At 73.1% G+C, this 13,580-nt stretch carries 15 protein-coding genes and 1 pseudogene; 9 read left to right on the top strand and 7 right to left on the bottom strand.

The genetic code is table 11. The features are described from left to right. Positions 1–33: 33 nt before the first annotated feature. Positions 34–1,800 (bottom strand): prolyl oligopeptidase family serine peptidase, encoded by a 1,767-nt coding sequence (locus tag HS045_RS07545; RefSeq protein WP_196450400.1) that lies wholly within the window; start codon positions 1,798–1,800, stop codon positions 34–36. Positions 1,801–1,976: 176 nt separating this feature from the next. Then, positions 1,977–2,930, bottom strand: a complete 954-nt coding sequence (locus HS045_RS07540; RefSeq protein WP_196450399.1) for a putative RNA methyltransferase — start codon at positions 2,928–2,930, stop codon at positions 1,977–1,979. A gap of 348 nt (positions 2,931–3,278) precedes the next feature. Here HS045_RS07540 and HS045_RS07535 point away from each other — a divergent pair, with 348 nt between their 5' ends. The 7 genes from HS045_RS07535 (at position 3,279) to HS045_RS07500 (ending at position 8,512) form a co-directional block, all read left to right on the top strand. Beyond that, on the top strand, positions 3,279–4,061 hold the full coding sequence (locus HS045_RS07535; protein WP_196450398.1) for a hypothetical protein: 783 nt from the start codon (positions 3,279–3,281) through the stop codon (positions 4,059–4,061). 50 nt (positions 4,062–4,111) lie between these two features. Next, entirely contained in the window at positions 4,112–4,564 is a 453-nt protein-coding gene (locus HS045_RS07530) for a hypothetical protein (protein WP_196450397.1), read from the top strand. Positions 4,565–4,672: 108 nt separating this feature from the next. Then, a complete protein-coding gene (locus tag HS045_RS07525; protein WP_196450396.1) occupies positions 4,673–5,233 on the top strand; it encodes a hypothetical protein in 561 nt (186 codons plus the stop codon). Positions 5,234–5,319: 86 nt separating this feature from the next. Then, positions 5,320–5,592: a DUF1778 domain-containing protein gene (locus tag HS045_RS07520; protein ID WP_196450395.1), complete on the top strand. Its 273-nt coding sequence runs from the start codon at positions 5,320–5,322 to the stop codon at positions 5,590–5,592. Then, a complete protein-coding gene (locus tag HS045_RS07515) occupies positions 5,589–6,107 on the top strand; it encodes a GNAT family N-acetyltransferase (RefSeq protein ID WP_307827409.1) in 519 nt (172 codons plus the stop codon). Before HS045_RS07520 ends, HS045_RS07515 begins: the two co-directional genes overlap by 4 nt. A 311-nt stretch (positions 6,108–6,418) precedes the next feature. Next, the gene (locus HS045_RS07505) at positions 6,419–7,162 is read left to right on the top strand and encodes an MBL fold metallo-hydrolase (RefSeq protein WP_196450394.1); all 744 of its coding nucleotides are present in this window, start codon (positions 6,419–6,421) and stop codon (positions 7,160–7,162) included. A gap of 324 nt (positions 7,163–7,486) precedes the next feature. After that, positions 7,487–8,512: an aldo/keto reductase family protein gene (locus HS045_RS07500; RefSeq protein WP_196450393.1), complete on the top strand. Its 1,026-nt coding sequence runs from the start codon at positions 7,487–7,489 to the stop codon at positions 8,510–8,512. 130 nt (positions 8,513–8,642) lie between these two features. Here the strand turns inward: HS045_RS07500 and HS045_RS07495 are convergent, their stop codons facing one another. Both HS045_RS07495 and HS045_RS07490 read right to left on the bottom strand, forming a co-directional pair. Beyond that, positions 8,643–8,813: a hypothetical protein gene (locus HS045_RS07495; RefSeq protein WP_196450392.1), complete on the bottom strand. Its 171-nt coding sequence runs from the start codon at positions 8,811–8,813 to the stop codon at positions 8,643–8,645. 101 nt (positions 8,814–8,914) lie between these two features. Next, positions 8,915–9,670 (bottom strand): TetR/AcrR family transcriptional regulator, encoded by a 756-nt coding sequence (locus tag HS045_RS07490; protein ID WP_196450391.1) that lies wholly within the window; start codon positions 9,668–9,670, stop codon positions 8,915–8,917. A 117-nt stretch (positions 9,671–9,787) separates the two neighbouring features. Here HS045_RS07490 and HS045_RS07485 point away from each other — a divergent pair, with 117 nt between their 5' ends. Then, positions 9,788–10,036: a hypothetical protein gene (locus HS045_RS07485; RefSeq protein ID WP_196450390.1), complete on the top strand. Its 249-nt coding sequence runs from the start codon at positions 9,788–9,790 to the stop codon at positions 10,034–10,036. 30 nt (positions 10,037–10,066) lie between these two features. On the opposite strand, the pseudogene HS045_RS07480 reads toward HS045_RS07485, so the two are convergent. The 3 genes and pseudogenes from HS045_RS07480 to HS045_RS07470 all read right to left on the bottom strand — a co-directional run. Then, a pseudogene (locus tag HS045_RS07480) lies at positions 10,067–10,210 on the bottom strand (VOC family protein); the annotation flags it as partial. A 98-nt stretch (positions 10,211–10,308) separates the two neighbouring features. Then, positions 10,309–11,526, bottom strand: a complete 1,218-nt coding sequence (locus tag HS045_RS07475) for a nitrate/nitrite transporter (RefSeq protein WP_196450388.1) — start codon at positions 11,524–11,526, stop codon at positions 10,309–10,311. A 107-nt stretch (positions 11,527–11,633) separates the two neighbouring features. Further along, positions 11,634–12,194, bottom strand: a complete 561-nt coding sequence (locus HS045_RS07470; protein WP_230883469.1) for an XRE family transcriptional regulator — start codon at positions 12,192–12,194, stop codon at positions 11,634–11,636. A 66-nt stretch (positions 12,195–12,260) separates the two neighbouring features. Between HS045_RS07470 and HS045_RS07465 the strand changes: the two genes are divergently transcribed. After that, positions 12,261–13,574: a benzoate/H(+) symporter BenE family transporter gene (locus HS045_RS07465; RefSeq protein WP_196450386.1), complete on the top strand. Its 1,314-nt coding sequence runs from the start codon at positions 12,261–12,263 to the stop codon at positions 13,572–13,574. Positions 13,575–13,580 lie beyond the last annotated feature (6 nt).

Raw genomic sequence — 13,580 nt, 5'->3', positions numbered from 1 at the left:
GGCGGAGGACCGGGGCGGGCGCCTCCGGCCCGGTCAGGCGTCCGTCTTCACGTGCCGGCGGACGAAGTCGAGCTGGGCGGCCATCTGGGCGATGCGCTCGGCGACGACCAGCGAGCCGTGGCCCGCGCCGTACCGGTAGACCTCGTGCTCGTGCCCGCGCGCGGCGAGCCGGGACACGTAGGCCTCGATCTGGCGGATCGGGCAGCGCGGGTCGTTCTCGCCGGCCAGGATCAGCAGCGGCGCCTCGACCCGGTCGACGTAGGTGATCGGCGAGCAGTGCGCGTAGCGCTCCGGCTGCTCGGCGGGCGAACCGCCGAGCAGCGCGCGGTGGTGGGCCCGCAGCGACTCGGGCTCGTCCTCGTAGGCCGCCAGGTGGTCGGCGATCGGCACCGTCGCGACGCCCGCCGCCCACGTCTTCGGCTGCGTGCCCAGCCCGAGCAGCGTGAGGTAGCCGCCCCAGGACGCTCCGGCCAGCACCAGGCGGTCCGGGTCGGCCAGGCCGCGCGCCACCATCGCCTCGCGCACGGCGGTCACGTCGGACAGCTCGATGTGGCCGACGTCGCCCGCCAGCGCGTCCCGCCAGGCGGAGCCGTACCCGGTGGAGCCCCGGTAGTTGACCCGCACGACCGCGAAGCCGAAGTCCACCCAGGCCGCCACCTGTGGGAGGAAGGAGTCGTCGTCCTGCGAGGTGGGCCCGCCGTGCAGGAGGAAGACGGTCGGGTACGGCCCGGCGCCGCGTTCGGGCCGGGAGACCAGGGCGTGGACGCGCCCGCCGGGTCCCTCCACGTCCACGTCCTCGACCGGGACGGAGGGCGGCGAGGACGGCCCGCCGTGGTTCATCACCACCTGGCCGTTGCTCGACCGGATCACCGGTGGATGGGCGCCGCTGGACCAGGAGTACTCCACCGAGCCGTCGGGACGGGGCGCGGCGGCGTCGATCACGCCGTGCTTGGTCTCGATCGGCGCCATGACGCCCCCGGCCAGGTCGTAGCGGTGCAGGTGGGTGCGGCCTCGGCTGGCCCGGACGACGAGCAGGGCGCGGCCGTCGCCGTACCAGTCGGCGGTGATCTCCCCGGGGTCGGGCAGCCAGATCTCCCGCTGCTCGCCGCTCACCGGGTCCCAGACCAGCGGCTCGCGGCGGCCCCGGCGCTCGTGCAGGGCGAGCAGCCGCCGGTCGCCGGAGACGGGGGCGAAGCGCAGGCCGACGACGCCCTTGCCGGGGCCGTCGCCCAGTTCGCCGACCGTCTCGCCGGACTGCCGCAGCACCCGCAGCGAGGGGTGCCGGGTGTCGCCGTGCTCGCTGTGGTTGATCGCGATCAGCGAGCCGTCCAGGGAGACCGCGGCCACGGAGGCGGCCTCGGCGTGCGTGTAGACCACCCGGGCGGGGGAGCCGGGCCGTACGACGTAGACGGTGAAGCCCTCGCCGGGCCGGGCCAGGCCGATCACCGCGTCGCCCGTCGCGGCCAGGGCGATCCCGGCGGGGTGGCCGGGACCGAGGTCGACCGGCTCGTCGGGGCCCCCGGTGAAGGGCTGGCGCATCCAGCCGCCCCACTCGTCGCCGTCGGTGTCGGCGAACCACCAGATCCACCGGCCCGTGGGGTCGACGGTCCCGTGCGAGGTGCCCTTGGGCCGCGCGGTCACCTGGCGCACGGCACCCTCCGCGCGGTCCCAGGCGTAGACCTCCCAGGCGCCGGAGGCGTTGCTGCGGTACACGGCGCGGGCGGGGGCGTGCCGCGCCCAGACGGGCAGCGTCACGCGTGGCGCCCGGAACCTGGACTGCCAGCGTTCCTCCGCCTTCATAGGACGCGTCCCTCCGTCAAGGCGCCGGCTCGCGCGGACATGGGCGCGGGCCCGCCGGGTTGCCGTCCAGTATGGAGCCTCCCGCAGCAGTTTGCTTGGTGAATGTGTGTAATTTCGGACTAAATGCCACTTCAGTTACATGTGATACGAAGGTGGCTGTCAAGTGCCGCTCTTGATCATGGATATGGCTCAAAGGTAGACACGTGGAAAGAGGCGGTCACCGTACTCGTCTCCGGGAGATCCGCGATCTCCCTCCGCACGGCCTCGGCGTCGACGTGCCAGGCGCTCGGGCCCATGCCCGCCACCGCCTCGACGTCGGCGTGCCGCAGGCGCATGGAGAACTCGCAGGTGCTCCGGCCGGTCGCGGTGAACCGGCCGCCGAGGCTCTCGGCCGTCCGGCGCTCCTTCGACGGGTCCACCGAGAGCAGGCCCAGCCGCTGCACCAGCGGCTCCAGGTGCCGGGCGGTGGGGGTCACGACGACGAGCACGCCGCCGGGGCGCAGGATCCGTGCGAACTCCGCGCCGTTGCGCGGGGCGAAGACGTTGAGGAGCACGTCCACCGCGCCGCTCGCGACCGGTAGCGGGCGCCACACGTCGGCCACCACCGCGCCCAGCCGGGGATGGGCGCGCGCGGCCCGCCGGACGGCGTGCTTGGAGACGTCCAGCGCGATCCCGGCGGCGCCGGGCAGCCGGTCGAGCACCCGGGCCAGGTAGTACCCCGTCCCCGCCCCCGCGTCCGCGACCACCGCCCTCGCCGTCGCCGCGCCGGTCGTCCCCGCCGTCGTGCCCGTGCCCGCCGTCGTGCCCGTGCCCGCCGTCGTGCCCGTGCCCGCCGTCGTGCCCGTGCCCGCCGGTCCCGTGCTCCCGGCCGTCGCCGCCGTACGGCAGGCGTCGGCGACCGCGTCGGCGAGCGGGGCGAAGTGCCCCGCCCCGAGGAAGGCGTCCCTGGCCGCCACCATGGCCGGGCTGTCGGCCGTCCCGGGGGCCTGCGAGCCGGTCAGCAGGCTGACGTAACCCTGCCGGGCGACGTCGAACGCGTGCCCGGCCGGGCAGCGCAGCGCCCGCTCCCCGAGGGCCAGCCGGTCCCCGCAGACCGGGCAGGCGAGATGTTCGACGATGTCGGCCAGCATGCCCCCATCATCCCGCCCCTGACGGCACGGCCGGTCCCGGTGCCCGCCGGGGCGGGCCCGGTCCGGGTTCCCGCGCCCCGGGGCGGCTCCTCCCGGGGGCGCGTGCTCCCTCCTCGCGCGGGTGACCCTCCGGTCCGGAGCGGCCTCGTCATGACGCATCCGGCTCGTTCTCCCGGAGACGCATCCGGCTCGTTTCCCCGAAAAGGTGGAATGTCGCCTCGTGCCCCTACGATGGCCCGCCGTACCAGTGAGTCGATCTCGATCCGTGCCGGGAAGGCGCGGGGACGGGTTTCCGGAAGGAGCGGTCGTGGCCGGAGGCCCCGTGGCGGTCCCCGTCAGGAGGGCGGCGTGGTTCCAGTGGGCCGCCGCTTTTGCACGGCGCGCGGCACCGAGTGGGACCAGGGCGGAATCGCCGGCTTCGACGGGATGACGGACGAGCAGGTGCTCGTCTACGGCCGCCACCTGTGCGCCGAGGTGGTGAAGACCGGTCAGGACGTCTATCACTCCGCCCCGGCGTACGAGGCGGTGGGGCTGCCGTACAGCGTGAGCCTGGCCCAGGCGCTCGAAGCGATCTGCCCGCAGGCGGTCGGGTTCCGCGAGGCCGGGGAGGAGCGGGAGCGTCTGGCCGAGGAGCGGGAGCGGGAGGAGCTCGAGCGCAGGTGCGTGGCGTACCCTCCGCACCGCCCCCGCATCCGCCCGGTACGGCGGGCGCGGGGGACCGTCGAGACCGACTACCACGCGCTCGTCGCCCACGAGGAGGACGAGCTGGAGCTGATCGAGGCCGGCCCGCTCCGGGTGGAGGGCCTCGTCGGGGCCGAGCCCGGCCTCCTGCAGATCACGGTGGCCGAGGAGCTCTCGACGGTGTGCGTCGCGGTCGAGGTGTACGACCGCAGGCCCCCGCTGGAGCGGCGCGGCTGGGACCAGGTGAGGGAGATCCCCTACCGGAGCACCCGGGGGCGGCTGGAGTTCGTGGACTTCTACGGCGGCAAGCGGCTCGGCGACCTCACGGTCGGAGGAAAGGGCCGCTACCGGGTCCGTGTCCACGTGCGCGGCAGCGAGGATGCCGCGGAGCAGTGGGACATGGGCGCCGTCGAGCGGTTCCTCGTCATGGTCTATCCGGTCGATAGGTGACAAGTGGTGTGCAAGGGGGTTTCAAGCGGCGACCGGTACACATGTGTCCCATGAGGAAGAGAACTGTCATCGGTGCCGGTCTGTTCGCGCTCGTGCTCGCCGGGGGGCCGGCCGGAACGGCGAGCGCCGCCGCGGCCCCCGTCCACCACTGGGGTCCCGTGCAGTCCGCGGCCGGCCACGGCGGGTACGCCAAGGCCGACGTCTGGCTGAGCGACTTCGACTCCGAGCGGTTCACCGTCTCCGGCACCCTCCGCGACCGCGACCGGCACAGCGGCCACTGCGGCTACGTCCGCGCCCGGTTCCACTACGCCGGCGGCGGCACCGGCTGGTCGCAGGTCCGCTACACCTGCTCCTCGAAGGGCGCGGCCTTCACGCTGTCGTCGGACGGCGAGGTCGACCGGGTGGACGTGCGGGTCTGCCTGGTCAGCCACCGGACCAACGCGATCTTCAAGTGCCACACCGACGTCATCAAGGCCTCCACCGTCGCCGGCTGGCCGCAGTAGGCGGGCGCCGTTCGTGATCCCGGGGCCGCCGTGCCCCGGGGCACCGCTCACGGCCCCGGGGGACGGCCGTGACGGAACCGCCGCCGCGCCCGGTTAAAGTCGTCCGGCGTGACGCGACGATCATGGATGCTGTGGACCGCCGCCGTGCTGTGGGCGGTGGTTCCGGCCGTCCATCCGGGGTACGCGGAGATCCGGGAACGGCTGTCCCCTGCCCTGGAGTACGGTGATTCGGCCGTCTACGGAATGGTCCTGACGTACCCCGGTGACGGCTACCTGACCGCCGGCCGGCTGAGCCGGTACATCCACGACGGCCCCGCCTTCGCCCTCGGCGCCGCGCCGTACGTGCTGCTCGGCCTCGGGGCGTGCGTGCTCGCCGCCCGGCTGGGCGGTCCGAAGGCGGGCCGGATGCTCGCCGGGCTCCTCGCCGTCGTGCTGGTCATGGTGTACGCCCTCCGCCCCCTGCTCTTCTTGGTGGACGCGGTCGAAGGGCGCACGGGGCCGTGGGGGCCGCAGGGGTCGTTCCGCTCCGAGGCCGGAGGGGATCTCTGGCAGTTGGCCGCGGTCGTGCCGATGGTGCTCGCGCTCGGCTCCGGGCGGCGAGCCGTACGGCGAGCAGAGGAAGCGCGAGGGGCCGGGCGGAGTGCGGGAGCCGATCACGACCGGCCTTGATAACCGTTGGTTATCCGATGGAAACGTTCGGTGAACGGCGGTGTAGCTTGCTTTTCATGGATGCACAACGTACATACACTGCGCTCATGGCCAAGGATGAGCGCATCAATCTGCGGGTGGACGCCGAGAAGAAGCGGCTGTTCGAGACCGCGAGCGGGGCGACGGGCGTCTCGATGTCGGCGTTCATCGTCGACGCGGCGACGATCGCGGCGCAGCACGCGCTGGCGGACCGCACGGTCTTCCGGCTGGACCAGGAGCAGTGGGAGGCCTTCGACGCCATCCTGGACAGAGTTCCCGAGGACATGCCCAAGCTCCGCGAGCTCCTCACCACGCCGACCATTCTCGACGGGATCGAGTGAAGCTCTCGGCCGTCGAGCTCCTCAACCGCGGGCATCGGCTGGAGGAGTTCGACTGCGGTTCACCGATGCAGAACGACTGGTTGCGGCGCCACGCGTTGCAGTCCCAGTCCGGAGGGATGTCACGGGTCTACGTGATCCGGGATGTGGACACCGATGACGAGGTGGTGGGCTACTACGCGTTGGCGGCAGGGTGCGTCAAGCCGGCCGATGCTCCCGCGAGATTGATGAAGGGCGCCGGGTTGTACGACCAGCCGGTGGTGCTCTTGGCCCGGCTGGGAGTTGATCATCGTGTCCAGGGCATGGGTCTCGGCCGGGCATTGGTGGCCGATGTGATGCGCAGAGTCGTGGGCGTGGCGGACCAGGTGGGAGTACGGGCCCTGATGGTTCACTGCGAGAGCGAGTCGGCGCGCGCCTTCTACCTGCAACTGGCGGAGTTCGAGGTCAGCCCGACGGATCCCCTTCATCTGGTTCTCCCGATCAAGAGGATCCGACGATTCGGCACGCCGGGAGGCTGAGCCGGGTCAGGCGGACTGGGAGATCTGCCGGAGGAAGGCGGCGTTGGAGGGGGTCTCGCGGAGGCGGTCGAGGAGGAGTTCGAGGGCCTGCTGCCGCTCCAGACCGCCGAGGGTGCGGCGCAACCGCCCGATGAGCCGGAGCTCTTCGGAGTCGAGCAGGATCTCGTCGCGGCCATGGCGGGTGATCGCGGTGGTGGAACCGCGCGTCGATGCGGTAAAAGGGGCGGATCGTTCGCACGCGGCCTGGTCGGCAGTGCGTCACACCCGCTGCCGCCGTACCACCGGCAGCCCGTTCCTGGAAAGGAGACCGGATGCCGCACCAGCCCATGACCGTCGCGGGCGTCGAGGTGTTCCCGCTGTGCGACGCCGTCGGCCCGATGGGGGAGACGATCCGGCGCCCGCTGCCGGAGATGTTCCCCGGCGGCTGCCACCACGACGGGGAGTGGATCCTGCACTTCCACTGCTACCTGCTGCGCGACGCGGCGGGCCGTACCGTCCTGGTGGACACCGGGATCGGCCCGCAGGACGGCCTGGCGGCGAGCTGGGCCCCGGTCCCGGGGACGCTGGCGGCCGAGCTCGCCCGGGTGGGGACCGCACCGGAGGAGGTGGACACCGTGGTCATCACGCACCTGCACAGCGACCATGCCGGCGGGGCGGTGGCGGACGGGGCGCCGGTCTTCCCGAACGCGGAGTACGTGCTCCAGCGCGCCGAGATCGCCGCGGCCTCCGGGGCGGTCCTCGACGGCGTGGTCCGGCCGCTGGGCGAGCGGGTCCGGGTGGTCGACGGGGACGCGGACCTGTCCCGCGGCCTCCGGGTGCTCCACACGCCGGGCCACACCCCCGGCCACCAGATCGTCCGGGTGGGCGGCCTGGCCCTCACCGGGGACCTGGTGCTGCACCCCGTCCAGCTCGCCGACCCGGGGGTGCCCTACCTCTACGACGACGATCCGGAGCTCGCCGCGCGGACCCGCGCCGAGGTGCTGGACCGGGTCAGGGCGGAGGGCGGGCTGATCGCCACCGCCCACTTCGCGGAGCCCTTCACCTCTCTGTCCTGACGGCACGGGCTCGGTCTGACGGCACGGGCTCGACCCGGCGGCACGGGCTCTGCCCCACGGCGGCGATCTGTCGCGGAGGCGCGGAGAACCGATCGTGTCGGGAACGCCGCGGGATGACCCTGCCTGCGAGCAGGGGCCGGAGTGAGGGGATTCGGCGGCGGGAGGGCGTGCCGGCGGGTCTGCTGTGCTCATGCGGCCCGATCACCCCTGAGGAGCGAGCCGTCCGATCCGCTCCGCGCCGCACGGAATCCCATACGATGATCACCGACACGGAAGGGGGATCGGGGAAACGGGCTCCCAGAAGGACGCCCCATCCTGCCACCGATGGAATATCGCAAGCTCGGGCACAGCGGCCTGATGATCAGTGAGGTCACTTACGGCAACTGGCTCACCCACGGTGAGCTGGTGGACCGGGAGCAGGCGGCGGCCTGCATCCGGGCGGCCCTCGACGCGGGTGTCACCACCTTCGACACCGCCGACGTCTACGCGCAGGGAGCGGCCGAGGAGCTGCTGGGCGCCGCGCTGGCGGGCGTGAGGCGGTCGTCCCTGGTCATCGCCTCGAAGGTCTGCCTGCCCACCGGCAGCGGCCCGAACGACCGCGGTCTGAGCCGCAAGCACATCATGGAATCCTGCGAGGCGTCCCTGCGCCGTCTGCGCACCGACTACCTCGACCTCTACCAGGCGCACCGCTTCGACGGGACGACGCCTCTGGAGGAGACCCTGATCGCCTTCGACGACCTGGTGCGCCAGGGCAAGGTGCTCTACCTCGGCGTCTCCGAGTGGACGGCCCCGCAGATCGCGTCGGCGCTGACCGTCATCCGTGAGCTCGGGCTGCGTAGCCGCATCGTCTCGAACCAGCCTCAGTACAACATGCTGTGGCGGGTCATCGAACCGGAGATCGCCCCGCTGTGCCTGCGTGAGGGCATCGGGCAACTGGCCTTCCAGCCGCTCGCGCAGGGAGTGCTGACCGGTAAGTACCGGCCGGGCCAGGAACCGCCGGACGGGTCGAGGGGAAAGGCCGGCGGCCGGGCTCCCGCGTTCATCGGAAGAGTGCTGGGCCGACCGCTTCTCGAACGCGTGCAGGACCTCCTCCCCGTCGCGCGGGAATGCGGTCTGTCGGCCGCGCAGCTCGCGATCGCCTGGGTGCTCCGGCGACCGGGGGTCTCCTCGGTGGTCGCCGGCGCCACCAGGCCCGAGCAGGTCACCGAGAACGCCGCGGCGTCCGGCAGAACGATCGATGAGGCCACCCTGAAGCGGGTGGACGAGGTGCTCGGAGACCTCGTCGAACGGGATCCCGCCAAGACCGCTCAGATGATGGCGGTCAAGCCGGGTTGGATGAGAACCGCATGATGACGGGCCCGGCCCCGGTCTCTACGGCCGGCCGCCGGGCGGAGGCGGGAGGGCTCTTCGGCGGGTGAGCACGTCGTCGACCTGCACGCCGCATCCGGTGGCTCCGCCGAGCCGGTCATCGGCGCGGGCCCTAGGAGGACTGGGCCGCGAGCAGGCGGCGGGTGATCGCCCGGTAGCGCAGCACCTGCACCGCGCCGAGCAGCCAGAACGGATACTGCACGGCGAACGCCCAGTGGAAGGCGTCGGGGCCGGTCCCGCCGTGCAGGTCGAGGGCGACGCCGACGAGGGCGATCACCGACATGGAGGCGACGAAGCCGCGCGGAGCCCTTCACCCGGTCGCCCTGAACCCGGAGGTCGGTGCTGCGGGCCGCGCCCGCCGAGGGCGGGGAGACCGGGTCGGGGTCAGCCGCCGGTCGGGGCGAGGATCCGGTCGAGGTGATAGTCGATCACGCGCCGGACCTGCGCGATGGTGCGCCGGCCGTGCAGGACGTCCATTCCCAGGCCGGAGACGCCGGACACCAGGAGATCGGCCTCGTGCCCGGGATCGAGCCGTGCCGGCGCGGCCCCCTGCTCCTGCGCCTGCCGGATGACCGCGGCGACCAGCTGCTCCAGGGGGTCGGCGTCGGACAGGAAGACCGCGGCCAGAGCGGGATCGGTGAGGCTGCGTGCGTAGTAGGCGGCGAACACCCGGAGCGCCGTGCGCCGCCGGTCGTCCAGCGGCAGGAACTCGCTCATGATCGCCTGCAACAGTGCGCGCGGGGTGACGGGGTCGCGCAGAGCCCCGATCCGCTCCCGGGCGCGGCGCTCGTTGTCCTCGTGCAGCAGGTACAGCGCGGTGACCAGGAGCCGGTGCTTGCCGGTGAAGTGGTACTGGACCACGCGCAGCGACACTCCGGCCTCCAGCGCGACCTCGCGCATGCTCGCCGCCTGCAGTCCACGCTCGGCGGCGATGCGCCAGACGGCCTCGGCTATCTGCCGGCGCCGGGGTGACCGGAGATCCGTCGTGGCCGGTCCGGCCGCCGGCGGGGGCGGACTCCTCCGCCGCCGGTACGCCTTGGCCTGACAGCCGCGTGAGCAGTATGCGCGGGGCCTGCCCCGCCCCGCCGCGGGCAGCGAGGTCCCGCAGACCCGGCAGGCCGACTTTGTTTCATCACGCATGCCGACATAATATCTCAAAATTGTGTGACGTAAATAGCTAATACAGCTGATAAAGCGGTGAATGTGTGAAAGAAAATTGATACGTTCGTATCACAATGGAACGAGGGGAGATCGGCGATGGACGAGGCCTGGTACCGCCTGGGGATGCTTCTGACGCTCGCTGCGGGCATCTGGGAAGGCCCGATGGCCGTCATCTTCCGGCTTTTCACCGACAAAGAGCCGAATATCCTGACGGCGGCGAACTATCTTCCTGAACCCTGGTGCTATGTCGCGGCCGCGGGCGCGACGGTCGCCGCTCTCGCCGTGATCGCGGTCCTGGACGCCCGGCACAAGCGGGTGACGGCGTCCCGCGAAGACCGGCCCTAGGTTCCGTACGGAGTACGGGTCTCCCTACGAGCCGAAGCCTTCGCGCACCGGACCGATCTCGGCGCCGCCCCCGGCCCGATCGAGGACGACGTAGCCGAGCACGTCGCACCAGAACGCGGCGAGGCGCTCGGGATCCCGGCTGTCGATGACCAGCTCGCTGATACGGCACGCCATGCGGTTGGCGCCACCCCGCCCTGCCTCCTCCATGCGCGTGCCGAGCCGGCGCCGGCACCGTGATCACCACGGTCCTGCGCGGGCTTCCGGTCGCAGGGCTAGGAGGACTGGGCCGCGAGCAGGCGGCGGGTGATCGTCCGGTAGCGCAGCACCTGCACCGCGCCGAGCAGCCAGAACGGATACTGCACGGCGAACGCCCAGCGGAAGGCGTCGGGGCCGGTCCCGCCGTGCAGGTCGAGGGCGACGCCGACGAGGGCGATCACCGACATGGAGGCGACGAAGCCGCCGCCGTTCACGATGCCGCTCGCCGCGCCGATCCGGTCGGCCGGGTTGAAGGTCCGGGCGTAGTCGAAGCCGATCATCGAACCGGGGCCGTTGGCGGAGAGCGCCACCACGAGGACGGCCAGCAGCCACAGCGGGGCCCGTCCCGGCCAGGCCAGCACCGCGGTCCACGCCCCGGCGGTGCCGCCGATCACGGTGAGGACCAGCCGGGAGCGGTGGAACGGGAACCGTCCGGCGAGGTAGCCGAGCACCGGCCCGCAGGCCATGCCGCACAGGGTCAGCGCGGACAGCAGCACGCCCGCGGTGGACGGGTCCAGCCCCTGCGCCTGGACCAGGAACGGATATCCCCACAGCAGCAGGAACGCGGCGGCCGAGCACTGGGTGGCCGCGTGGGTCCACATGCCCAGGCGGGTGCCGGGCTCGGCCCAGGCGGCCCTCAGCCCGGGGGCCCGCTCCGCCGCCCCGTCGGGGCGGGAGTCGCGCAGGACCGCCAGGAGCAGGACCGCGGCCGCCACGCCGAGCCCGGCCGCGCCCAGGAAGGTGGGGGTCCAGCCGTACACGCTCAGGGAGTGGATCAGCGGGACCGCGGAGGCGAGCGCGCCGAGTTGCCCGATGATGCCGGTGAGCTGGACCATCACCGGGTTGCGCCGGGCCGGGAAGTGGAGGCTGACCAGGCGGATCACGCTGATGAACGTCATCGCGTCGCCGCAGCCGATCAGGGCCCGTCCGGCGGCCCCCGGGAGCAGGCCGGACGAGAAGGCGAAGACGAGTTCGCCGCAGGTCATCACCGCGGCTCCGATGACCAGCATGCGCTTGGAGCCGAGGCGGTCGACCAGGACGCCGACGGGCACCTGCATGCCCGCGTAGAACAGGAGCTGCAGCATGGCGAGCAGGGAGAGCCCGGACGCGCCGACCCCCAGCCGGGCGGCGGCCTCCAGACCGGCGACGCCGAGGGACTGGCGGTGGAAGACGGCGATGACGTAGGCGATGACGCCGGTGACCCAGAAGAGCAGCGCTGTGGACCGTGGCGTCATGGCCCGAATATTACTTTTGCTAACTTTCTGCCGCCGACAGGGGGTCGCCGCGGACGGCGCCGACGGGTGCATCCGGAGGAGGCGCGGTCCGCGCCGGGTCTCCGGGCTCAGGGCCGCCGGGGATAGCGGATCAGGAGGCCGGCGTGGACGTCCTGGTCCCCGGCGGCGTAGACGTGCGGGACGTCGGAGCGCCACGAGACGTGCTCGCCGGGCCCGGCGAGCAGGGGCGCGTCGGCAGGTCCGGCGCGCAGCGTCCCGGCGAAGACGGTGAGGTGCTCGGTGACGCCCTCCGGGTGGGCGGGCGAGGTCTGCGCCGAGCCCGCCGGCACGACGAGCCGGTAGAGCTCGAAGACGGCGCCCGTCTCCTCGAAGACCTCCAGCAGCACGCCCTGCACGGCCGCGCCGTGGACGACGGGGCCGGTGCCGACGGCGGCGGCCAGGGGCACGCCCAGCTGGGCGGTGACCGCCCACAGGGTCTCCAGGGTCGGGTTGCGGGTGCCGTTCTCCAGACCGGAGAGCGTCGCCTTGCCGATCCCGGCACGCCGGGCCAGCTCCGACAGGGACAGGCCGCGCTCCTCCCGCAGTCCGCGGATCCGCCGCCCGACGTCTGACATGTCGGTCGTGGGGGTGTCCGCCCCGGGCTGGGGGTTTGGTGCGTCGGACCTCATACGGCTATCGTGCAGCATGATGCCCGTTCCGTTTACGGAACACTCCGGAAACGTGAGGGGACGACGATGAACCGCCTGCTGCAGCCCGTGCTGGCCGGTGTGGTGACCGCCCTGGTGGGCTTCGCCAGCTCCTTCGCCGTCGTCCTGGCCGGGCTCCGGGCGGTGGGCGCCGACCGGGACCAGGCGGCCTCCGGCCTGCTCGCGCTCTGCGTCGCCGCCGGTGCCACCGCGATCTGGCTCGGCCTGCGGCTGCGCATCCCGGTCAGCGTCGCCTGGTCCACGCCGGGCGCGGCGCTGCTGGTCTCCACCGGCGCGGTCGAGGGCGGGTTCCCGGCGGCGGTCGGCGCGTTCGCCGTCTGCGGCGTGCTCCTCACTGTGGCCGGCCTCTTCCCGCCTCTCGGCCGCTGGATCGCGTCCATCCCCGCCCCGATCGCCGGGGCGATGCTGGCGGGGGTCCTGCTGAACCTGTGCATCGCACCGGTCCGGGCGCTCGTCGAGGTGCCCGCGGTGGCCGGTCCCGTGGTTCTCGTCTGGGCGCTGCTCAGCCGGTTCGCCCGGATCTGGGCGGTGCCCGGGGCCCTGCTGGCCGCCGTCGCGGGCATCGCGCTGACCGGGCCGGGCCTGGGCGCGGTGGACGCGCGCCCAGTGGTCGAGCTGACCGCGCCGTCCTGGAACGCCCCGGCGATGATCGGCATCGCGCTCCCGCTGTTCCTGGTCACCATGGCCGCGCAGAACGTGCCGGGCATGGCGGTCCTCGCCGGGTACGGCTACCGCCCTCCGCTGCGCACCGTCCTGGCCGGCACCGGCGCGGCGAGCACTCTCGGCGCGTTCTTCGGCGGGCACGCGGTGAACCTGGCCGCGATCACCGCGGCCCTGGCCGCCGGGCCCGACGCGGGCCCCGACCCCGGCCGCCGGTGGATCGCCTCCGTCACGGCCGGGGCCTCGATGGTCGTCCTGGGGATCGGGGCCGGGCTGGCGACGGCCCTGGTCCTGCTCTCCCCGCCGGTACTCGTCGAAGCGGTCGCCGGGCTCGCGCTGCTGGGCGCGCTCGCCTCTGCGGTCACCGCGGCCGTCGCCGAACCCGGCCGCGTCCAGGCCGCCGTGGTCACCTTCGCGGTCACCGCGTCGGGGATGACGCTGCTCGGGGTGGGCGCGGCCTTCTGGGGCCTGGTCGCGGGCGGGCTGATGACCCTGCTGCACCACCGCCCGACGCCTCCCCGGACCGCGCCGGCGGAGGCGGCCGGGGAGACCTCGGCGGAGACGCCCGGGGAGCCGTCCGAAGCAGAGACGCCCGGGGAGCCGTCCGAAGCGGAGACGCCCGGGGAGCCGTCCGAAGCGGGGACGTCCGGGGAGCCGTTCCGAGAGGTCGGCCGACGGTGACCGGTG

Source organism: Planomonospora sp. ID82291, from assembly GCF_015711645.1.
Lineage (GTDB): Bacteria > Actinomycetota > Actinomycetes > Streptosporangiales > Streptosporangiaceae > Planomonospora.
Note: the sequence above shows the minus strand (reverse complement) of the source record. Positions and strands in the feature narration are given on the sequence as shown.